Origin of the sequence: Paenarthrobacter sp. TAF1 (assembly GCF_052113825.1) — a bacterium.
GTDB classification, from domain to species: domain Bacteria; phylum Actinomycetota; class Actinomycetes; order Actinomycetales; family Micrococcaceae; genus Arthrobacter; species Arthrobacter nicotinovorans.
In genome coordinates this window covers 87,072-107,078 of the sequence record NZ_JBFRDO010000008.1, presented here as the reverse complement: position 1 = coordinate 107,078, position 20,007 = coordinate 87,072, and the positions used below count along the sequence as shown (strand labels likewise).

Here is a 20,007-nt window from a genome sequence, read left to right as displayed (position 1 = left end):
TTCTTCTTGCTTGTGTTGGCTTGTCGACGTGGACGGCAACGGCTTCGATTCTATCGGGAGTTCGGTGCCGGTCTGGTCCCGGATGGGTTCGCTGCCGCGTCTTGGGCGGCGGCTGCCGTCCGCCCCGCGATTGCACTGGCCGCAATGGTGATGAGCGCGCCCAAAAGCATCGCCGCGCCCTCGCCCGGTTGAAGAAGGTGCGACTGTGCGCCGATGGTCACGGCCGCCACGGGCACGCCGAGTTGGGATGCGGAGAGGACGGCCAGCGGCAGAGGCTGTCCAAAGAGCCGCATGGCGGCGTGAACCAAAAGGGTGCCTGCGCCAAGGCAGAGGCCCAGGAGAATCATTTGGGGGTTCGATCCGAGGTCGTTCAGGTTCAAGGACGCGCCAAGCCATACGAAGAAGACCGGTCCGAGGAAACCGTCACTCACTGCGAAAAGCTGATGGGCAAGCCGCCGGGGTTCACCCACGGCTGCCACGACAAGGCCAAAGGAGAAGCCGGCCAGCATCACGGACACGTGCCCCAAAACGGCCAGACCTGCCAAGGCAAACAACAAGGTCAACTGGATTCGTAGCTCCAGCGCGAACTTTCTGTCTTCGGAGACGTCGTGCAGGCGGCCGCGTGTGCCGCGGCGTTCCAAGGCGCGAAGGATGACGTACAGGAGCAGCGCGCTGACCGCTACCGCGGCGGCGCCCAGAGCTGCGCGGCCCGCGTTGGGCGGATCGACCGCCAGGGGGAGTGCCACGATGCAGGCTATGTCGGCTATCGCCACCTGGGCGGTCATGGTCAGTACCTTCGGTCCGCGCAGTCCCAAGGAATCGACGATCGGCAGCACCAAGGCGGCCGAAGACGACGCCAGCAACACGATGTACACGGGCGCATGGCCGGTTCCGAAAACGGCAGCGATCCCCAAACCCGTCACGACGGCCAGTAGTGCCGCGGCCCCCGCTCTGGTCGCGCCGCCGCCCACGGCGGCCCTGATCGCTTTGTCCCGTATAGGGACGTGCGTGCCGGCAACGAACATGATCAGCGCGAAGCCGACATCGGCCATCAACGTAAACGCAGGGTCCCCGGGGTCCACTGCCTGCAGGCCTGTCCGGCCAATGACGATGCCCGCCAGCAGTTGGCCCAGGACAACAGGCAAATGCCATTTCCGTGGCAACGCGAGCAGCGGCCCCAAGAGGGCCGCTGCCGAGATCAGGGCGAGCTGAAAGAATGTCAACTGCTTTGCCCGGGCGTTGCTTTGCGCCGCGGAGCGAAGGTCGGACCCGGCGGTGCCGGTACGCGGGCCGGATCGGCTGTGGACCTACGACGGCGGAGCTCGAGTTTCAAGCTTTCCTCACCTCGCGCCATGGCCCAGTGATGGTTCGCGGAGAAGGCCGGTTTGAGGAGCCAACTCAGTCTTCGAAGGAGGGGTTTGGCTGTGCTGACGCGCCAGTCGTAGGTGATGACAACTTCGGGGCCGTCGGTTTCGAACGTCCAGCGGCCGGTTCCATTCAGGTCGCCCTTGGCTGTGAGTGCGAAGCCGTCAAGGGAGACAGGTTCGGTGATGGTGAGCCGCCACCGCAAGGTGTAGGGGAGCCATCCCTTGGTGTGGAGGTCGAAGGAAGCACCCACGCCGTCGGGGCCTCCTCGGGCTACCGGTGTGACAGTGAGGTAGACCGACGGCCACCACTCGGTGAGGGTTCCGGCGTCGCCGAGGATGTCCACGACTTCCTCACGTGTGCCGGCCACTCGCCACACGGTGACGAACTCGTAGTCCGTGCTTTTGCCTTTTTGCTGTGATGACCTGGCCATTGCCGCCTCCACGGTCCGTGAGGTTCCGAGGGTGCCATGCGGCATCCGGCCTAAATCTACTCCTGGCCGCGGCGAAGGGTTAGATCCCGGCTCTTTGCCTTCGCGAAAGTCCCGAAACCTCGCCCCTCGACGCGCTATTTGCCGGTTTTCAGCAATTCGTCCATGTCGAAGAGGGCTTCAAGGAGGCCCGCGGTCTCGGTCAAAGGCTGATCGGATCGGCCACCGCAGTTTTCAACTGACTTGGAGTAGCGTTCCCCGCCGCTGTCCCGGATGGTGATTTTCGATCCCGTGCCTCCCGTGCAACCGGGTTTGGGTTCGCTGATCTTGGCGGCACGGGAGGGCAGGGTTTTTGCCGAGCCCAGGACCTGGGTCCACGTATCGGCTGGCATGACACTGGTTTCCTGGCCCAGCACGTCGCCATATGAGTCCACGGTGATGGATGCCTCGTTTTTCGAAGCTTTGATCACGTAGCTGCGGTGGTACTGGGGCGGGACGGAGCTGTCGCGGAAGCTGTACTCGACAGTTGTGGTGCCGGCATCCAACTGAAGAGGAGCGGAGCCGGCGCAGGATGTGGCCATTCCCGCACAGAAGACCGCCAATGCGGCCAACACGATGCGTCGACGCATGTGGATTCCCCTTGTTTCGATGGCGGCAGTGGCCTTTCCGAAATGGCTTATTGGTGGACGACCACTGCTCGAAAAATACACCACAAAGACGCTGAGAATACAGAAAACCCCCGGTTTCCCGGGGGTTTTCATTGGCGGTGACGGTGGGATTTGAACCCACGTTGGCTTTTACACCAAACAACATTTCGAGTGTTGCACCTTCGGCCGCTCGGACACGTCACCAACTGAAATAGGGTACCGGAGTCGGGGCCGGTTCCCCAAAACGGGCCCGCGGGAAGCCGTCGGCAGAACCACCCCAAGCCCCGCGAAAAAAGGTCAACTTCCATCCGAAGCGACCCACCGATAGATTCATAAGCATCATGACTATTCCTCACGATCAAGTGCACGAAGCCCACGCCTACTGGGTCACCAAGTCAGGCGATGGCGAACTACGCCCGGAGTCCCTGCCGCCGAGGCAAAAGGAAGAAGCCCTGGTCAGGACCCTGTACTCAGGAGTCAGCCGCGGAACCGAGCGCGTGGTCCATGAAGGCCGCGTCCCGGAGCGGGTCGCCGATCTGATGCAGGCTCCGCACCAGGAAGGCGACTTCCCCGGCCCGGTGAAGTACGGGTACCTGAGCGTTGGCACCGTCGAAGAGGGCCCGGAGGAATGGCGGGGAAAGACTGTCTTCAGCCTCCACCCGCACCAGGACTTTTACATCGTTCCCACCAGCCAGCTCACGGCTATCCCCGCGGACGTCCCGGCCCGCCGCGCCGTACTGACCGGCATCGTCGAGGTTGCCATCAATGCCCTCTGGGAAGCCGGACCGAGGCTGGGAGACCGGGTCGCCGTCGTCGGTGGTGGCTTGGTGGGTGGCGTCCTGGCGACGCTCCTGCGGAAGTATCCGCTGGGCCGTCTGCAATTGGTGGATGCCGACCCGGAGAAGCGCAACCTCGCCGAAAAGCTCAGCATCGAATTCGCCGAGCCTGAGGACGCGGCCAACGATAACGACATCGTCTTCCACTGCTCCGCCTCCAACGACGGCCTGAAGCTGAGCCTGCAACTGGCGGGTGATGATTCGGACGTCATCGAACTTTCCTGGTTCGCGGACAAGGAAGTCACCCTCCCGCTCGGCGAGGACTTCCACGCCCGCAGGCTGAACATCCGCTCCAGCCAGGTGGGCGCCGTCGCTCTCCCCAGGAGGCACCGGCGCAGCAACGCCCAGCGGCTTCAGGAAGCGGTCAACCAGCTCAAGGATCCGCTGTTCGATACCTTCCTCAGCAGCGAATGCCAGTTCCAAAACCTGCCCACCACACTTGTTAAGTTGTTCGAACGGCCCGGCGGTTTCTGCCATGTGGTCGCGTACCCAAACCCGGAGGATTAGTACATGTTCAGCCTGACCGTCCGACGCCACTTCATGATCGCCCACAGCCTTCCCCGCGAAGCGTTCGGCCCGGCGCAGGGCCTCCACGGGGCCACGTTCGTTGCCGAAGTCAGCTTCCGCCGCCAGAACCTCAACGACGACGCAATCGTCCTGGACATCGGCGCAGCAGGCGGCATCCTCGAGGAAATCCTTGAAGACCTGAACTACAAGAACCTGGACGAACACCCCGCGTTCAAGGGCAAACTTTCCACCACCGAGGCGCTCGCAAAGCACATCGCAGACGCCATGGCCACCCGGATCCAGGACACCGAAGACGGGCCTGCGCTCGCCGGCATCGATGTCGTCCTCCGCGAGAACCCCGACGCCTGGGCGGGCTACTCGCTGGAGCTTCCGGCCAAGTAAGTGCACATCCGCTTCCTGGTTCCGGGGAACGTCAGGCACGGCTCCGGCGGCAACAAATACAACGCCAAACTCGCCGAGCACCTGACGGCCCTCGGCGCCTCGGTTGAGACGGTAACCGTCGACGGCGACTGGCCGGTTGGCAGCCCGGCGGACCGGCAGCGGTTCGCGCAAGCGCTCGACGCCGGCACCACCGTGATTGCCGACGGCTTGGTAGCGAGTGGGGCTCCGGAGGAGATCGCCGGCGCGGTCAAGGCCGGAACCAAGGTCTGGATCCTCTCGCACATGGCATTGGCGGAGCACGGTGACCTTGAGTCGAAGGCGTTGGCGGCCGCGACCGGGATTATCTGCCCGAGCGTCCACTCCGCCGCTGAATTGCAGGCTAAACACGGCTCCCTGGACATAGCGGTGGCCACCCCCGGCGCCGAACCAGCAGACCTCAGCGCAGGTTCACAGCCCAAGCACATCGTTGCTGTCGCGGCGTTGCTGCCCAACAAGGACCAAGCACACTTGGTAGAGGCCCTGAGCCAGATAAAGGACCTGCCCTGGACCGCAGCGCTCATCGGTTCGGAGGAAGCTGACCCGGCGTACGCGGCCGAGGTGAGGGCCGCCGTCGAACATCACGCGCTGCAAAACCGCATCCGTGTCACCGGCGAGCTGACCGGCACCTCACTCGAAGAGCAGTGGCACCAAGCCGACCTCAGCGTCCTGCTTTCGCACTCCGAGTCCTTTGGGATGGTGGTGACCGAATCGTTGGCACATGGCGTCCCGGTCCTTGTCCGGCAAGGGACAGGTGCAGTGGAGGCGCTGGGCGGTACCGGGGCGGGCGCCGCGTGGGATCCCCGGGAAGCTCTCGCGGACACCCTCCGGAACTGGCTGACGGACGTCGAAATCCAAGGGACCTGGCATGAAAACGCCATCCTGGCCCGCGACAACCTTTCGGGCTGGGACAACACTGCGGCGATTGTTTTGAAAGCCGTCACAGCTTCGCCCTGATAACCGGGTGCAGAATGGGGCCATGACCAGCATCGCGCCTGCCGCAGACACCCTGACCCCTGAACGGCTCCGGGCCTGGGCCTGGCACAAGCAGGGCCTGGACGGTTCGCTCCAAGGCAAAACCTCAGAGGAAGTCTTGGACCACGCCGGTTGGGCCCGATCCGTAGGCGGCGCCAACCCGTACCTGACGCTGTTCGCCAGGGCAGGAACCAGTCGCGAACAAGCTGACAAGGACGTCAGGGCGCTCAGAATCCACGAACTCCCGACCGCCCGCGGATGCACGTATGTCCTGGGCCAAAGGGACTACCCGTGGGCTCTCCAGATCGGCCGCGACGCCGCGATTGCCCCGTTCAAGGTGCTGGCACGGCTCGGCGTGGAACGCGGCGAGATCACCCTCCTGGAGGGCGAAGTGGAACACGCCCTCAAAGAGTCCAGTGAGCCAATGGACCCCAAACAACTCAGGGACGTGCTGGGCGATTCGGTCCGGAGCCTGGGCGAGGAAGGCAAGAAGAAGGGCGCCTCCACCACGCTGCCCACCGCCCTTGGACTCCTGCAGGCGGAAGGCCGCATCCGTCGCGTCCCGGTCAACGGCCGCCTGGACCAACAGCGCTACGCCTACACGAATTGGGGCCTGCCGCCCAGCGATATGGACGACGACGGCGCCCGCCGCCTGCTGCTGGAACGGTACTTGCGCTGGACCGGGGGAGCGACGTTCAAGCAGACCCAGTGGTTCACTGCCTTTACGGTGGCCCAGAGCAAGGCAGCGCTCGCCTCCATTGGTGCCATGGAGGTGACCACGGCCAGTGGAGACGTGCTCTGGATGCTGCCTTCCGACGTCGAGCGTCTGGCGGACTTCGAAGAGCCGGGTGACGAACAAATCCAGCTGTTGGCAGGCACAGATTCATTGGTCCTCCACAGGCGCAATTCGGGGGACATGTTCGCTGATGGGGACAAGGGAAAGAAGGTCCTGGACACCACGCTGGCACTTCAGGCCGACCTGCCAGACCACCCCATCCTGGATCGCGGGCGGATCATCGGACTATGGCAATACGATCCCGGTAAGGAACGGATCGCGGCGTGGACTTTTGACGCTCCCACTGCAGCTGTGAGCCAACGGATCGCCGAGGTGGAGGCCTGGATCCGCGATGAACTCGGCGATTTCCGTTCGTTCAGCCTGGACTCCCCGGCATCACGTCAGGTGCGGATCGACGCGTTGGACGCGGCGGCAGGGCGGTAGGGCACCATCAGCCCGAACCGTACGGCCGGGTGATCGCCTCCAGGAAATGTCCGTCGGGGTCCGCGAAATAGATGCCGCGGCCGCCGTCGTTGTGGTTGATCTGTTGCCCTCGGGAACGTGCAGGGTCGGCCCAGTAGGGCACGTGTTCTGCGGTGATCCTGAGGAAGATCTGGTCGAACTCTTTTTCACTGACCAGGAAGGCGTAGTGCTGCGGTGTGATGTCCCCGTCCGCGCCCAGGAAATCCAGTGTCACGCCGTTCTCGAAGGACACCGTGACGAAGGACCACATGGGCTTCGGTGCCGGGAGCCCGAAGATCCGGGCAAGGAACTCTGCGGATCGCTGCTTGTCCGTGGCGTAGACGATGGTGTGATTGAACGAAACTGTCATGGCTTGCTCCCGTGAAGGAAGGGATCAGGATGGGCGGTGCTCTACAGCGTGTTCCGCCGGAGCGTGTCCTGCTGGAGCGCGATGCGAGGCGAAGAAGTCCTTGAGGAGCGCCGCACATTCTTGCTCGCGGACCCCGGCGTAGACCTCCACCCAGTGATTGAGGCGGCGCTCGCGGAGGATATCGAACACGGATCCCGCCGCTCCTGCTTTCTCGTCCCACGCGCCGAAAACGACGCGGGGAATGCGGGCCAGGACGATCGCCCCGGCACACATGGCGCACGGCTCCAGGGTGACCACCAACGTGCAGTCCTCGAGCCGCCAACCGTCGCCGCCTTCGCCGAATTCAAGCGCGTGCCCTTGCAGCGCGGCGGCCGCCTGGCGGATCGCCACCACCTCGGCATGGGCGGTCGGGTCACCGTGCGCCTCCCGTTCGTTACGTCCGGAACCCAGCACGCCGCCGTCGGGCCCCAGCACCACGGCGCCGATCGGGACGTCGTCGGTTTTCAACGCCAACCGGGCTTCGTCCAGGGCAAGGCCCATCCAGGCCAGGTGTTCTGCGTGATACGGCTCGGTGGCGCTCATGTCTCAATGATAGTTTTGGGGGATGCGCACACTCGTCGTGGACCACCCGCTGGTCGCTCACAAGCTCACCGTTCTGCGGGACAAGAACACCCCTTCACCGGTCTTCCGGCAACTCACCGAAGAACTGGTCACCTTGCTGGCTTATGAAGCCACCCGCGAGGTCAAGGTCCAGCCAGTAGAGATCGAGACCCCCGTCACCAAGACCATCGGCACGGCTTTCACCAAGCCCACGCCGCTGGTGGTCCCCATCCTGCGCGCAGGGCTGGGCATGCTGGAGGGCATGACCAAGCTGGTTCCCACRGCCGAGGTCGGCTTCCTGGGCATGGCCCGCGATGAAGAAACACTGGATATCATCACCTACGCCGAGCGCCTCCCCGAGGACCTTACCGGCCGGCAGATCTTCGTCCTGGATCCCATGCTCGCCACCGGCGGCACCCTGCGGGAGGCCATCAAATTCCTCTTCAAGCGCGGCGCCTCCGACGTAACCTGCATCTGCCTCCTCGCAGCCCCCGAAGGCCTGTCCAAGCTGGAAGAAGAGCTGTCTGACGCCAACGTGAAGATCGTCCTGGCCTCGATCGACGAGAAACTCAACGAAWAGTCCTACATCGTGCCCGGCCTGGGCGACGCTGGCGACCGCCTCTACGGCGTGGCTGGCTGACTCACACCCCTACCGGTTTCCTGACGGCCCCGTTAGCCTGTGGCGCATGGACTGGAAACTTGAACTGGTATTTGTCCCTGTGTCCGACGTCGACCGCGCGAAGGATTTCTACGTCAACAAGGTCGGTTTCAACGCCGACTTTGACGAGCGTCCCATGGACGGCATCCGCTTCGTGCAACTGACCCCGCCGGGTTCGGCCTGCTCCATCGCTATCGGCGAGGGCTTGTCAGATGCTCCTCCAGGTACCGCCCCTAACCTGCAGGTGGTGGTGAGCGACATCAACAAAGCCCACGATCAGCTCAAGGCAAACGGCGTGGACGTCAGCGATGTCGACATCCAGGACTGGGGCCACTTTGTGTACTTCGCCGACCCCGACGGAAACAAGTGGGCCCTCCAGTACTTGCCGCAGCGGCCGAACGGCTAAGTCACACAGCAGCACCACGTCCCGCGGGTGCGGCAGGATGGAACCATGAGCCATCCTGCCGAGCCTGCCTCCCCGCCGGTGCTGAATGCCCGTGCCGTCCTTTTCGACATGGACGGCACTCTGGTCGATTCCACGGCCATCGTGGAACAGGTGTGGCTGGAGTTCGCCCAACGCTATGGCCTGGACTTCGACGAGATCCTCCGCACGTCCCACGGCGTCCAGGCAGGCGATACTGTGCGCCGCTATGCTCCCGCGGGTTCCGACATGGAGGCGCTGACTGCCGAGCTCGGTGAAATGGAGCGGTCCCGGACGGACGGTGTGATCGCGCTRCCCGGCGCCGAAGCGCTCTTGGCTGGCCTGCCGGATGAGGCCATTGCGTTGGTTACCTCCGCAGACCGCATCCTGGCCGAAATCCGCATGCAGGCCGCCGGGCTCCCCATGCCGTCCACCACCGTCACCGCAGAGTCCGTCACCCGGGGCAAGCCGCATCCGGAGGGCTACCTCAAAGCGGCCGCGCTGCTGGGAGCCGAGCCGGCCGACGTCGTGGTTTTCGAAGACGCACCGGCAGGTATCGCGGCTGCGCGGGCCGCGGGGATGCGGACTGTTGTGGTGGGCGACGCAGGCGGCGGCCTTGAGCCTGGCATGTGGCGGATCCTGGACTACTCAGCCGTGACGGTCACCGTCGTGAAGGATGACGACGGCGGCCACCTCCTGACGCTGACCCTCTAGCTTTCAATTCGTACTGTTCCAGCCAGTTAACCGGGCGTAGGCTGTGCGCATGTCTGCGATGCCGGAGGCTTACGGTGCTGCATTGGAACGGGCCATGGTCCATGCCGGTGCTTGGCTCACGTCAGTGCCTACCCGCCCTGTCCGTCCTTCGTACGACGCCGACCAGGTGGCTAAAAGCATCCTGCCGCGGCTGCCTGATGAGGCCACCGATGCCGCCGAGGTAGTGGATGAACTCGCCGCTTTGGCTGAACCCGGCCTCATGGCCATCCAGTCCGGCCGGTTCTTCGGATGGGTCATGGGCGGGACCCTGCCCGCAGCCATGGCCGCCGATTGGCTCGTGTCGGCATGGGACCAGAACACCGGACTCCGCTTCGCCACACCGGCGGCGGCCGCCATCGAGGAATCCGCGGCTGCCTGGCTGCTGGACCTTCTCCACCTTCCGGCAACGTCCGACGTCGGATTCACTACCGGTGCCACCACCGCCAACTTCGTGGGCCTGGCAGCGGGACGACAGTTTTTGATGGATGAGGCAGGCTGGGACCTGGACTCGTTGGGACTCAACGGCGGGCCGCGCATCACCACTTTTGCCGGCAGGGAGCGCCACGCCGCCGTGGACCTGGCGCTGCGGTATCTGGGTTTGGGAGCATGCGTCCCTGTTGAAGCGGACCGGCAGGGAAGGATCATTCCCGAAGCTTTGGCTGCGGCCATGGATGAGCAGCCCGGACCGTCGCTGGTCTGCCTGCAGGCGGGCAACCTGCACTCAGGCGCTTTCGACCCGATGGAAGAAGCCATCGCGGTGGCCCACGACCGCGGAGCGTGGGTCCATGTTGATGGTGCTTTTGGTTTGTGGGCAGCCGTCAGCCCCACCCTGAGGCCGAGGCTGGCCGGCGTCGAGGAGGCAGATTCCTGGGCCACGGATGCCCACAAAACCCTGAACGTTCCCTATGACTGCGGATTGGCGATCGTCTCGCGGCCGGAATCCCTCCGCCGCGCGTTCAGTGTCCACACCAGCTACCTGATCGCCACGGAAACAGGCCTGGGGGATCCGTTGGAGAAGGTTCCTGAGATGTCCCGGCGCGCACGCGGCATCCCCGTGTGGGCTGCGTTACGGCAGCTGGGCCGCTCCGGTGTGATCGCCATGGTGGACAGGCTCGCAGCGAACGCACGGGCGTTGGCGGAAGGCCTGGCCGCTATCCCTGGGGTTGAGATCCTCAATGACGTGGTGTTCACCCAGGTGTCCGTGAGCTTCGGCAGCGATAACCGGACCCACAGGATCACGCAGCGGCTCATGGCCGAGGGGGCGGTGTGGATGTCCGGATCTTCCTGGCGCGGCCGGGAAATCCTCAGGATCTCGGTGAGCAACTGGACCACGGACGCCGGGGACGTTGCAGCGTCCATCGCAGCCGTCCGTGGCGCGGTTGAGGCGGAACCTGAAGAATAGACGCCCGTTACTGTGCCCTGGCCTGCGGCAGCTCAATGCTGTGGGGACGGTGGGCGGACTTCTGCCCGCGCAGGACGACGCGTAACCCTGCGGCCACCCGGGCGGCCAATCCCGTCAGAACCAGCGCGGTCAAGGCGCCCGGCAATAAACCGAGGGGATTGGACGTCAGCAGGACCACAACGACGAAGACCGCAGCCCACCCCAGGGCGCGAAGTACTCTGCCGGGAATACCGCTTCCCGTTTCCGCCACCGCACCGAGCTCCCTCCTAAGCTCACGGACGGGGACCCGTCCCCGGGCGAGGTCGCGCATCAACCGCGCCATACCGCGCAGATCGGCAAAGGCTGTCCGTACAACGTCGACGCTTGAGTTGGGATCGTCAGTCCAGTCCACGGGGACCTCGTGGACGCGCAAACCGCAGAGCTCAGCGTCGATCATGAGTTCAGTGTCAAAGAACCAGCGGTCGTCTTTGATGTAGGGGAGGAGCTTGCGTGCGGCGTCGGCCCGGATGGCTTTGAAAGCGCACTGGGCATCGGAGACGTGGGCGCCCATGAGGGTCCGCAGCAGGGCGTTGTAGCTGCGGGAAATGATCTGCCGCTGCGGGCTCAGGTTCGTGTGCGAGGCCGGTGACAGCCGGGTGCCGACAGCGACATCCGAGTGCCCGGAGAGCAGCGGGGCCAGCAAGGGTGCCAAGGCGGAAAGGTCCGCCGGCAGCTCGGCTTCCATGTAGGCCAGGATCGGCGAGGGCGAGTTTTGCCAGACCTGGCGGAGCGCGTTCCCACGGCCTCTGTCCTGGAAACGGACGACGAGAAGTTCGGGCAGTTCCCGGGCCAGACGCTCGGCTATCCGAAGCGTACCGTCCGTACTGGCGTTGTCGGCAACAGTGATCCGGAACGCGTGCGGCAGTGACTCCATGAGGTGGCTGTGCAACCGGCGGAGGTTCGCCTCTAGCCGCGCTTCCTCGTCGCAGACGGGCACGGTGAGGTCCAGGACAGGAACCCGGGCGGGGACGCCCACGCCCGGGTCCTGCGGGTGGTGGACTACGGTCCCTGGATCCGTGATGGTCATGGATCCAGAATGAAGGATCAGATTATGAACGCTTTAGGCGGAAGCTGTGACACTACTGTGAGCCCCGGCAAGCACCTGTGAAAACGAAAGAAGCCGCCCCGGTTCCCGCCATCCGCTCCAGTAAGAACTGAGGCAAACGGCGGAAGCCGGGGCGGCAATCAAACAGCTTGGCTTAGTACCAGTTGTTGGCCAGGTGGAAGGCCAGGGCAGCTGACGGGGATCCGTAGCGTTCCTTGATGTAGTTCAGGCCCCACTTGATCTGGGTCTGGTAGTTGGTCTGCCAGTCAGCGCCGGCAGAAGCCATCTTGCCGGCCGGAAGGGACTGGACAATGCCGTAGGCGCCGCTGGAGGCGTTGGTGGCAGTGGTCTTCCAGTTGGATTCCTTCTCCCACAGCGTGTTCAGTGCCGTCATTTCGGCGGCGCTCCAGCCGTAGCTGCCCAGAATGCTGGCGGCGTAGGCCTTGGCAGCAGCGGGGTCATCCACAGCCTTGGGAGCAGCTGCGGCGGCTGCGGCTTCTGCGGCGGCGGCAGCAGCGGCGTCGGCTGCCTGCTTTGCGGCAGCGTCAGCGGCGGCCTTTTCGGCGGCAGCCTTTTCTGCGGCGGCCTGGTCGGCTGCTGCTTGTGCGGCGGCGGCCTGATCGGCAGCGGCTTTGTCGGCGGCAGCCTTGTCAGCGGCAGCCTTTTCGGCGGCGGCTTTGTCAGCTGCGGCCTTGTCGGCGGCAGCCTTCTCAGCTGCGGCCTTCTTGGCTGCTGCGGCTTCCTCGGCGGCCTTGTTGTTGCTGGCCTCGGCGGCGGTCCGGGCTTCGGCCACGCGGCTTGCCTCAGGGAGAGTAAGAGCTGCGTTGGCGGCGGTTCCGAGCGATGCAACGCCCAGTGCAGCGGCGATAACGCCGGCTACTACGGACATGCGTGCACCGGACTTGCCGTCACGGGCTGCCTTCTTGAGGACTGACTGCGACTTGGTCGACGGGTTGTCGTTATGGTCGCGGTGACGCGCGGAAGGGCGCGTCTGATCGTTAAATTCAGACATGTGTGATTACCTCTCAGCGCCTGCGGAGTTAGCTGTCGGGTTCGGATGAGGTCATCCGGCCGCGCATCACGCTGCGGCTTCACCCCAAGGGCAGGCAATAAATGCCTGGGCCCGGAGACTCTGGGTCCCCCGTCTCTGCCTCGGAGAAAGTACGGACTCCGGGAAGTGGCAGAGCTCGGCGCATCCCGGATGTGGGCCAGTTGGGGCGACCCACCCTTTCGACGGTACAGGAGGTTTCCGCAGAAGTCACATTTAGGTAACAGAGATCACGACGACGGTGAGTCGCCTTGCCGGGATCGTTACAGTTGTCCGCCGCTCACGGTTGGAAGCCTCACGGCGAATTCAGTACGACCCGGACGGGAGGTCACTTCGACGCTTCCGCCATGCGCTTCAACTATTGATTCCACGATCGACAGGCCCAGGCCTGACGTTCCTTCCGACCCCGACCGCGCTGCGTCGGCCCGGGCAAAGCGGGAGAAGATCCGGCCTTGGAAATCGTCCGGAATGCCGGGCCCGTTGTCCGTCACGGTCACCACTGCACTGCCGTCAGCCGAGAGCATCACGCCGGTGACAACCGTAGTTCCGGGATCTGTGTGCTTTCTGGCGTTCGAGAGCAGATTGGCCAGCACCTGGTGGAGCTGCGTGGCATCGCCGCGGACGGTGATGGGTTCATCAGGCAACGAGAGCTGCCAAATGTGGTCCGGGGCCATGACCTTCTCGTCGCTCACTGTCTCAACCACAAGCTGGGTCAGGTCCACATCGGTGACCTTGACCGGTTGGCCTTCATCCAGCCGTGCAAGCAACAGGAGGTCCTCCACCAGCGTGGTCATGCGCTCGGACTGGCTTTGGACCCTGGCCAGCGACTTCCTGCCGTCGTCCGTGAAGTTTTCGGTCATCCGCAGCAACTCGGTGTAGCCGCGGATGGCGGTCAGCGGGGTACGCAGTTCATGGGAGGCGTCGGCGACGAACTGCCGCACCTTGGTTTCGCTTTCCTGCCGGGCCTCCAGCGCGCTGGATACGTTGTTCAGCATCTGATTCAGGGCGTAGCCGACGCTGCCTACTTCAGTGCCGGGATGGGAAGCCGACGCCGGGACCCGCACCGCAAGTGCCACCTCGCCGGCGTCGAGAGGGAGGCGTGAAACCTTGGTGGCCACTTCGGAGAGCTGCTCAAGCGGCCGCATGGTTCGCCGGATAATCACCGTGCCAACCAGGCCGATCACCACCAGACCGCCCAGCGATACCAGCACCATGGTCCAGACCAGGGACGCCTCGGCGGTCTGCTTGTCCGCCAGCGGCAGACCGGTCACGATCACGTCGTCGTAGTTTGTTGTCACGGCCACCAGGCGGTAGTCGCCGTTGGACAGGGAACGGTCCACAGGGCGGCTGTCCCGGGGGAGTGTCAGAAGTACCTGCTCGTCGGCGTCCGAAAGGGAGACCCTCTTGCCCTGGGCGTCGATCAGGCCTGAACTCCGAACAGTTGATCCGTCGATCCGGGCGTTCAGCGTCCCGGCGGCCTGGCCGCGGGCCTCCAGCGGATCCGGCCTCCCGGACGGTGCGTTCGGAAAGCTCGACGGCGGCCTACCGAACTCGTTCGCGCGGCTGGAGGCCTGTTGAAGCTGCTGGTCCAGTTGCTTGTTGAACACCGCGTCCATGGAGGCGTAGCTGACGATTCCGACGGCGCTGCAGATTGCCACCAGCAAGGCCATGGCTACCAGCACCAGGCGGGTGCGTAAATGCCAGGTGGAGGGATTGAGCCAGCTGCGCCGGGAGCTCCTGGCAACTCCTGAAAGGGTGCCCAATGCCTAGTCCGCGGGTTTGATGACGTAGCCGGCACCACGGATGGTGTGGATCATGGGTGGGTGGTTCGCTTCGATCTTCTTGCGGAGATATGAAATGTAGAGCTCCACGATGTTGGCCTGGCCGCCGAAGTCGTAGTCCCAGACGCGGTCCAGGATCTGGGCCTTGCTGACGACGCGCTTGGGATTTTCCATGAGGTAGCGCAGGAGTTCGAACTGCGTGGCGGTGAGGGTGATGTCCTCGCCGGCCCTTGTTACCTCCCGGGTGTCCACGTTCAGGGTCAGGTCTCCCACCACCAGTTCGGCGGTGTCCATGGCAGCGACGCCGGAACGCTGGACCAGCCGGTGGAGGCGGAGGAGGACTTCTTCCATGCTGAAAGGCTTGGTGACGTAGTCGTCGCCCCCGGCTGCCAAGCCAACGATGCGGTCCTGGACGGCGTCTTTTGCGGTGAGGAACAGCGCGGGAACTTCAGGGGCGAAGGCGCGGATGCGGTTGAGGACCTCCACGCCGTCGAATCCGGGCAACATGACATCGAGCACCAGCACGTCGGGTCGGAATTCCTTGGCAAGCTTCACCGCCCCGGGACCGTCGGCAGCCACAGCTACGGACCAGCCGGCCATGCGGAGACCCATGCTCATGAGTTCGGCAAGGCTGGGTTCGTCATCCACCACCAGTGCACGGATGGGGGACCCGTCAGGATGGGTGAGCTGGGGAAGGTTGTTGGTCATGGAGTGCGAGGAGGCCATGGGACAACTCTCTGTTCTGCTGGTTTGCCAGCGCTTTGCCGGTCCTGTGAAGACGCTGTGAAGTCAACACTAGCGAGGTGGGACCCGGCCCGGGGTGGCACTTGGTCCTGAAACCGGGGACGATTTCGCCGTCTCTACCAGATTCCGGACAAAAAATTCGAGAAGTTGCCGCCCGACGATTGGACAACAAGTGTTTCAGAACGTGAGATTCCGAATCAGCTGCGATCGCGAACACGAGAGTGCGAATCATGCCCGATCAACCGAAGAAAATTCACTGGAAGGCTAATATTTCTTCCTCGCAGCGAATGAAATGGCGTTCATTTTAGGGGTCCACGGAATTGTGATTTGCAGCACAATAGACCTCTACGTCTCAAAATGTGGACGGTTCGGCGCTTTGTTACTTGCGTGTTGCCATTGTTACGTTGCACACTTCCAATGTGAACAAGAACTCAACAGCACCTGCAGCCGCAGCAACCTGGTCCAGCACACCCGCTGGCCATGATGACCGCTGTTGTCGAATGCAAGCCTAACTTTCCACCCCAAGAAGTTTCAGGCATTCGCCCCCTAGCCCAGCGTTGGGCGCCCCTCCCCAAACTCATTGCGGGGACATTCAGCATTCGAAGCCGCGATGACGGCTATTCACTTTTGAGGTAAGCACTCCATGTCAGTTGCATCTGGATACGTCCACATCTCCGTCCGTAACGCCAACAAGGCCGCGTCGAACGCAGGGCTCCGCCCCGGTTTCGGCAACCGCCCCGGCTACGCCCCCGCCCAGCAAGGCGCCGGCCAGCAGGCTCCCGGGTACGTGCCGCAGGGCTACAACCCCAACTCCTACGGCCAGTTGCGTGCAGTACCTGCCGCCGAGCCGGCACCCATGACTGCGCCCACGCCGGTGATCGCCCAGTCGGACAGGCTGCGCCCCGTCGCCAACGACAACGTGGCCCGCGGTTTCGTGCTCTACATGGGTATTGACGAAGAGACCGCAGCTGCGGCTGGAACCTCCATTGCCAAGTTGGCCCAGGAAATCCGTGCCTACGCGCAGTCCTTGGTGACCGGTGCCGAGAGCTACGCGGCAGTGGCCGTCGCTCCCGCCGGGGCACCCGGGTCCGCGCTCGACGTCGTGCGTTCCACCTTCGGCGACCCCACCGTAGCCTCCCGCCAGCGTGCGGAAGCGGCACGTCCGGCACCGCAACAGGAAGCCCGCCCCTCAGGCGTGCTGATCGATCTTGCCCGTCGCGAAGTGCACCTGGATGGCGAGTCGTTGAACCTGACGTTCAAGGAGTTCGAGCTTCTCAACTACCTCGTCGAAAACGGCACCCGCACCGTGGGCCGCGACGAGCTGCTGGAAGGCCTGTGGCGCAACGCCRAAGAGGTGCCGAACGAGCGCACCATCGACGTCCACATCCGCCGCCTCCGCTCCAAGCTGGGCCGCCTGGCGAACACCGTGCGTACAGTCCGTGGACAGGGTTACCGCTTCTACGAGCACCCCGAGGTCATCGTCTGGGCCGCTCCGGAATACTCGATCTAATCTTTTGACTGCGAAAGCGTCCGCCCTCCAGGGCGGGCGCTTTCGCGTTGTCCGGCCAGTGAGCATGTGCGTTCGCGGGCTATAGGGTTGGGTCTATGAGTGACCATCACATCAAGCGGCTTGTGATCATGCGCCATGCCAAGGCCGACTGGCCCACGGGTGTGCCGGATCATGAGCGTCCACTGGAGGAACGCGGACACCGCGAGGCGCCGCTGGCCGGCAAGTGGTTGCTCGAAAACGGTGTTGTTCCGGACTTCATCCTCTGTTCCTCAGCCCTGAGGACGCGCCAGACCTGTACCTGGGTGTGCGACGAGCTCGGGGAGAAGGCGCCCACGCCCAAACTTGAGGACGGCCTGTATTCCGCCTCGGCCAACCGCATGCTGACGGTCATCAACCACGTGCCGGACACGGTGACAACGCTCATGGTTATCTCGCACATGCCGGGGGTGCAGGATCTCGCCATGCACCTGGCCTCCCGGGATTCGGATCACGACGCCTACATGGATGCCGCCACCCGCTACCCAACCAGCGCGTTGACGGTCATGGAAACGGAAAAGTCCTGGGCTGAGCTCGACGGGCAGGATGCGCGGCTGACGCACTTCACTGTGCCCCGCCACTAGCTGCCGCTATTCAGTCAATTCCTCAGCGGCCACTTCACGCAGCAAGCGGACAACGTGCCGGATGTTGGGGCTGGCCGTCATGGTCTTCCTGTACACGATTCCCACGGATCGCTGCTGGGCAGGCCTGACCACGGGAATGGCCACTACGCCGGGCGGCAGGGTAGGCCTGCCCAGGCGGGGGACCAGTGCAATCGCCACCCCCTGTTCGACCATGGCGATGTGGGTAGAGAAATCGGGATCGTAAACGCGAATGTCCGGGACGCGGCCCAGTCCGGCGAAGATCTGCAAAAGAGCCTCATTGCAGATGGCTCCTGCCGGGGTGCTGATCCACGTCTCGTCCAGCAGGTCTTCACGCTCGACGGCGGTACGCGCCGCAAGCGGGTGCGTGCTATTGACCAGGACATCGGCCTGGTCGATGCAGAGGTCCTCGTGCACGACGTTTTCCGGTATCACCAGCGGAACGGAGTTCCAGTTGTGGACTACCGCCAGTTCGGCTTCGCCCGATGCCACCCGCTGCACGGCTTCCCGGGGATCCTCCGCCAGGACGGTAATGTCCAGCGCGGAATGTGCGGCCGCCATTCGTCCGAGGACCGGTCCTACCAGGCCCCGGCAGGCCGTGGAGAAAGCCACCAACCGCAGCAGCCCAGACGGTTTGGCGGGATCGGCGAGGAGGGTTGCCTGGAGTTCCTCAAGTTCGCCCATGATCCGCCGGCCGTACCCTGCCAGCGCCAGCCCCCGCTCAGTCAGCAGCACTCCACGGCCGTTCCGCTCCAGGACGGCCACGCCTGTCTGCTTCTCCAATTTCTTGATCTGCTGGGAAACCGCTGAGGGGCTGTAGCCCATGACGTCCGAGGCGGCCACTACGGAACCGTGCTGTTCCACGGCGACCAATGCGCGCAAAGCCGAGATATCGATCATGAAGCAAATCTACTTGGTTTGTTGCTGAATTCAACGCTGGTGCTTCAAGGAAAAGGGCGTCAGAGTGTACTTGTGAACCTTCGCCACTCCTTCCTTGCCGTGCTTGTCGCCGTCCTCTGGGGCATCAACTTCGTCGCAATCGACCTCGGACTCCACACGAACGGCCGGGACGTCCCGCCGCTGCTCTTCGTGGCCATGCGCTTCCTCCTGGTGGTCTTTCCTTTCATCTTCTTCATCCGGAAACCGGACGTCAGCTGGAAGGCGATTATCGGCGTCGGGCTCTTCATGAGTGCCGGGCAGTTCGGTCTGCTGTACCTCGGCATGGCGCTGGGGATGCCTGCAGGCCTGGCGTCCCTGGTACTGCAGGCGCAGGTGCTGTTTACGGTGCTGCTCGCCGCGCGTTTCCTCGGCGAGAAGCCAAGCCGGAGGCAACTGGTCGGCGTGGCGCTCGGTATCGCAGGCCTGGCCGTCGTGGCGCTGGGACGCAGTGCCGTGGCGCCCGTGCTGCCGCTCATGATTGTGCTCGCGGCGGCATTGTCCTGGGCCGTGGGGAATGTGGTGGCGCGTCATTCCAAAGCTGCATCGGGCCTGGGGCTGGTGGTGTGGTCTGGCGCTGTGGTGCCGCTGCCGTTGGCCGGGTTGTCGCTGCTGGTGGACGGGCCCGGGGTCGTGTGGGGCACGCTCACGGATCTGCAGCCGGCCACCGTCCTGAGCGCGGTCTACACGGCGGTGTTTGCCTCGTTGGTGGGTTACGGCATCTGGAACCGGCTGTTGTCGCTGTACCCGAGCTCCGACGTCGTGCCTTTTACGCTGCTGGTTCCGGTGGTGGGCATGACGGCTGCGTGGCTGGTCCTGAACGAAATTCCCACGCCCACCGAAGTCATGGGTGGCCTGATCCTGCTGCTCGGCGTTGCGACGGCGGTGCTGGGAATCCCAAGGAAACGCCCGGATGTTCCCGTTGTGGGGCCCGCTCTGCGCGTCTAAACCTGGCGTAAGCGCGTAGAGCGGGCCTCGCAACGCAGGGGCGTTAGCGTTTGGGCGCTGCCTTGCGTTGGTTTGGAGCGTTCGACGCCGGCCGCTTGGCTGCCGTGGTCGGCGTCCGGGATGGTGAGGGGCGCTTAGGGGCAGCCGGCTTTGCAGTGCCCGCGGGGCGTTGGGCCGGCGCAACCGGACGCTTGGACTGCGTCGCCTTGCGGGAAGTTGGCGTGCGCGCTGCCGGCCGTTTCCTTGCCGCAGGGACGGGCCGTTTCGCGGGAGCTGCAGCCCGCGAACCAAACGAAGGCACCACGGCTCCGAGGAACATGACGGCCAGTGTTCCCACCCCGGCGGCCACCGCTAAGTAGAAATAGATGTCAGAGTCCTTGGTGCTCACCGCACTGCCCAAAGCGTTGGCATCCTGGGTGAACGCGATGCCCCACATCCGCAGGAAGGCGATGCTGCAGCCGATGAACAGGCTCGTTCCGATGGCGCCGAGCAGGATCACAAAGTACCGCCGCCGGTTGAAGACCTGGACCAGGGACGCCAGGTAGCAGAGCAGCACGCTGCCCAGGAACAGGTACAGCACCAATTCCTCGAGCACGACGGCTGCCATGACCAAGAGTCCCAGGGACACAAAGGCGGCCACCACCGCAAGCTTCCCGCTGTTCCCCATGTGACGCATGAG

General features: G+C 64.2%; 22 protein-coding genes, 1 tRNA gene and 1 riboswitch. Of the genes, 11 read left to right on the top strand and 12 right to left on the bottom strand.

Annotated features, from left to right (window positions below):
- Positions 1-50: 50 nt before the first annotated feature.
- The 4 genes from AB4Y81_RS12845 to AB4Y81_RS12830 form a co-directional block, all read right to left on the bottom strand.
- The gene (locus AB4Y81_RS12845) at positions 51-1,223 is read right to left on the bottom strand and encodes a cation:proton antiporter (protein ID WP_275777903.1); all 1,173 of its coding nucleotides are present in this window, start codon (positions 1,221-1,223) and stop codon (positions 51-53) included.
- The gene (locus AB4Y81_RS12840) at positions 1,220-1,798 is read right to left on the bottom strand and encodes an SRPBCC family protein (RefSeq protein ID WP_441996035.1); all 579 of its coding nucleotides are present in this window, start codon (positions 1,796-1,798) and stop codon (positions 1,220-1,222) included. The genes AB4Y81_RS12845 and AB4Y81_RS12840 overlap by 4 nt, the downstream gene beginning before the upstream one ends.
- 134 nt (positions 1,799-1,932) lie before the next feature.
- Positions 1,933-2,424: a hypothetical protein gene (locus AB4Y81_RS12835; protein ID WP_441996034.1), complete on the bottom strand. Its 492-nt coding sequence runs from the start codon at positions 2,422-2,424 to the stop codon at positions 1,933-1,935.
- Between the two features lie 132 nt (positions 2,425-2,556).
- Positions 2,557-2,646: transfer RNA gene (locus AB4Y81_RS12830), tRNA-Ser, on the bottom strand.
- A 137-nt stretch (positions 2,647-2,783) separates the two neighbouring features.
- Here AB4Y81_RS12830 and AB4Y81_RS12825 point away from each other — a divergent pair.
- Genes AB4Y81_RS12825 through AB4Y81_RS12810 form a run of 4 tightly spaced genes read left to right on the top strand, consistent with a single transcriptional unit; the run spans position 2,784 to position 6,417 of the window.
- Complete coding sequence (locus AB4Y81_RS12825) at positions 2,784-3,785, top strand: zinc-dependent alcohol dehydrogenase (protein ID WP_039239698.1); 1,002 nt, start codon at positions 2,784-2,786, stop codon at positions 3,783-3,785.
- A 3-nt stretch (positions 3,786-3,788) separates the two neighbouring features.
- Positions 3,789-4,187 carry a 6-pyruvoyl trahydropterin synthase family protein gene (locus AB4Y81_RS12820; protein WP_018777978.1) on the top strand — a complete coding sequence of 133 codons (399 nt, stop codon included), beginning with the start codon at positions 3,789-3,791 and terminating at the stop codon, positions 4,185-4,187.
- The gene (locus AB4Y81_RS12815; protein ID WP_441996033.1) at positions 4,188-5,180 is read left to right on the top strand and encodes a glycosyltransferase family 4 protein; all 993 of its coding nucleotides are present in this window, start codon (positions 4,188-4,190) and stop codon (positions 5,178-5,180) included.
- Positions 5,181-5,202: 22 nt separating this feature from the next.
- Positions 5,203-6,417, top strand: coding sequence for a DNA glycosylase AlkZ-like family protein (locus AB4Y81_RS12810; protein ID WP_441996032.1), 1,215 nt, complete (start codon positions 5,203-5,205; stop codon positions 6,415-6,417).
- A 7-nt stretch (positions 6,418-6,424) separates the two neighbouring features.
- On the opposite strand, the gene AB4Y81_RS12805 is transcribed toward AB4Y81_RS12810, so the two are convergent.
- Together AB4Y81_RS12805 and AB4Y81_RS12800 are read right to left on the bottom strand one after the other, a co-directional pair.
- On the bottom strand, positions 6,425-6,805 hold the full coding sequence (locus AB4Y81_RS12805; protein WP_064722613.1) for a VOC family protein: 381 nt from the start codon (positions 6,803-6,805) through the stop codon (positions 6,425-6,427).
- A gap of 24 nt (positions 6,806-6,829) precedes the next feature.
- Entirely contained in the window at positions 6,830-7,387 is a 558-nt protein-coding gene (locus AB4Y81_RS12800) for a nucleoside deaminase (RefSeq protein WP_441996031.1), read from the bottom strand.
- A 22-nt stretch (positions 7,388-7,409) separates the two neighbouring features.
- Between AB4Y81_RS12800 and upp the strand changes: the two genes are divergently transcribed.
- The 4 genes from upp to AB4Y81_RS12780 are packed head-to-tail and all read left to right on the top strand — an operon-like array spanning position 7,410 to position 10,639.
- Positions 7,410-8,045: a uracil phosphoribosyltransferase gene (gene upp, locus AB4Y81_RS12795; RefSeq protein ID WP_441996030.1), complete on the top strand. Its 636-nt coding sequence runs from the start codon at positions 7,410-7,412 to the stop codon at positions 8,043-8,045.
- A gap of 46 nt (positions 8,046-8,091) precedes the next feature.
- Entirely contained in the window at positions 8,092-8,469 is a 378-nt protein-coding gene (locus AB4Y81_RS12790) for a VOC family protein (protein ID WP_018777972.1), read from the top strand.
- A 45-nt stretch (positions 8,470-8,514) separates the two neighbouring features.
- A complete protein-coding gene (locus AB4Y81_RS12785; RefSeq protein WP_189076135.1) occupies positions 8,515-9,198 on the top strand; it encodes an HAD-IA family hydrolase in 684 nt (227 codons plus the stop codon).
- Positions 9,199-9,247: 49 nt separating this feature from the next.
- On the top strand, positions 9,248-10,639 hold the full coding sequence (locus tag AB4Y81_RS12780) for a pyridoxal phosphate-dependent decarboxylase family protein (protein WP_431230140.1): 1,392 nt from the start codon (positions 9,248-9,250) through the stop codon (positions 10,637-10,639).
- Between the two features lie 7 nt (positions 10,640-10,646).
- Here AB4Y81_RS12780 and AB4Y81_RS12775 read toward each other — a convergent pair whose 3' ends face one another.
- The 4 genes from AB4Y81_RS12775 to AB4Y81_RS12760 all read right to left on the bottom strand — a co-directional run bounded on the left by AB4Y81_RS12775 (position 10,647) and on the right by AB4Y81_RS12760 (position 15,278).
- Positions 10,647-11,705 (bottom strand): glycosyltransferase, encoded by a 1,059-nt coding sequence (locus tag AB4Y81_RS12775; protein WP_441996029.1) that lies wholly within the window; start codon positions 11,703-11,705, stop codon positions 10,647-10,649.
- 172 nt (positions 11,706-11,877) lie between these two features.
- Positions 11,878-12,735, bottom strand: coding sequence for a hypothetical protein (locus AB4Y81_RS12770; RefSeq protein ID WP_018777968.1), 858 nt, complete (start codon positions 12,733-12,735; stop codon positions 11,878-11,880).
- A 5-nt stretch (positions 12,736-12,740) separates the two neighbouring features.
- Positions 12,741-12,902: riboswitch (cyclic di-AMP (ydaO/yuaA leader) on the bottom strand.
- Between the two features lie 132 nt (positions 12,903-13,034).
- Positions 13,035-14,534 (bottom strand): sensor histidine kinase, encoded by a 1,500-nt coding sequence (locus AB4Y81_RS12765; protein WP_039239705.1) that lies wholly within the window; start codon positions 14,532-14,534, stop codon positions 13,035-13,037.
- Between the two features lie 3 nt (positions 14,535-14,537).
- Positions 14,538-15,278, bottom strand: coding sequence for a response regulator transcription factor (locus AB4Y81_RS12760; RefSeq protein ID WP_018777966.1), 741 nt, complete (start codon positions 15,276-15,278; stop codon positions 14,538-14,540).
- 661 nt (positions 15,279-15,939) lie between these two features.
- Here AB4Y81_RS12760 and AB4Y81_RS12755 point away from each other — a divergent pair.
- Together AB4Y81_RS12755 and AB4Y81_RS12750 are read left to right on the top strand one after the other, a co-directional pair.
- Complete coding sequence (locus tag AB4Y81_RS12755; protein ID WP_441996028.1) at positions 15,940-16,806, top strand: winged helix-turn-helix domain-containing protein; 867 nt, start codon at positions 15,940-15,942, stop codon at positions 16,804-16,806.
- Positions 16,807-16,901: 95 nt separating this feature from the next.
- Positions 16,902-17,426, top strand: coding sequence for a SixA phosphatase family protein (locus tag AB4Y81_RS12750; protein WP_039239709.1), 525 nt, complete (start codon positions 16,902-16,904; stop codon positions 17,424-17,426).
- A gap of 6 nt (positions 17,427-17,432) precedes the next feature.
- On the opposite strand, the gene AB4Y81_RS12745 is transcribed toward AB4Y81_RS12750, so the two are convergent.
- Positions 17,433-18,344 (bottom strand): LysR family transcriptional regulator, encoded by a 912-nt coding sequence (locus AB4Y81_RS12745; RefSeq protein WP_441996027.1) that lies wholly within the window; start codon positions 18,342-18,344, stop codon positions 17,433-17,435.
- A gap of 72 nt (positions 18,345-18,416) precedes the next feature.
- Here AB4Y81_RS12745 and AB4Y81_RS12740 point away from each other — a divergent pair, with 72 nt between their 5' ends.
- Complete coding sequence (locus AB4Y81_RS12740) at positions 18,417-19,328, top strand: EamA family transporter (protein ID WP_441996026.1); 912 nt, start codon at positions 18,417-18,419, stop codon at positions 19,326-19,328.
- Positions 19,329-19,371: 43 nt separating this feature from the next.
- Here AB4Y81_RS12740 and AB4Y81_RS12735 read toward each other — a convergent pair whose 3' ends face one another.
- The gene (locus tag AB4Y81_RS12735) at positions 19,372-19,995 is read right to left on the bottom strand and encodes a hypothetical protein (protein WP_441996025.1); all 624 of its coding nucleotides are present in this window, start codon (positions 19,993-19,995) and stop codon (positions 19,372-19,374) included.
- Between the last annotated feature and the right edge of the window lie 12 nt (positions 19,996-20,007).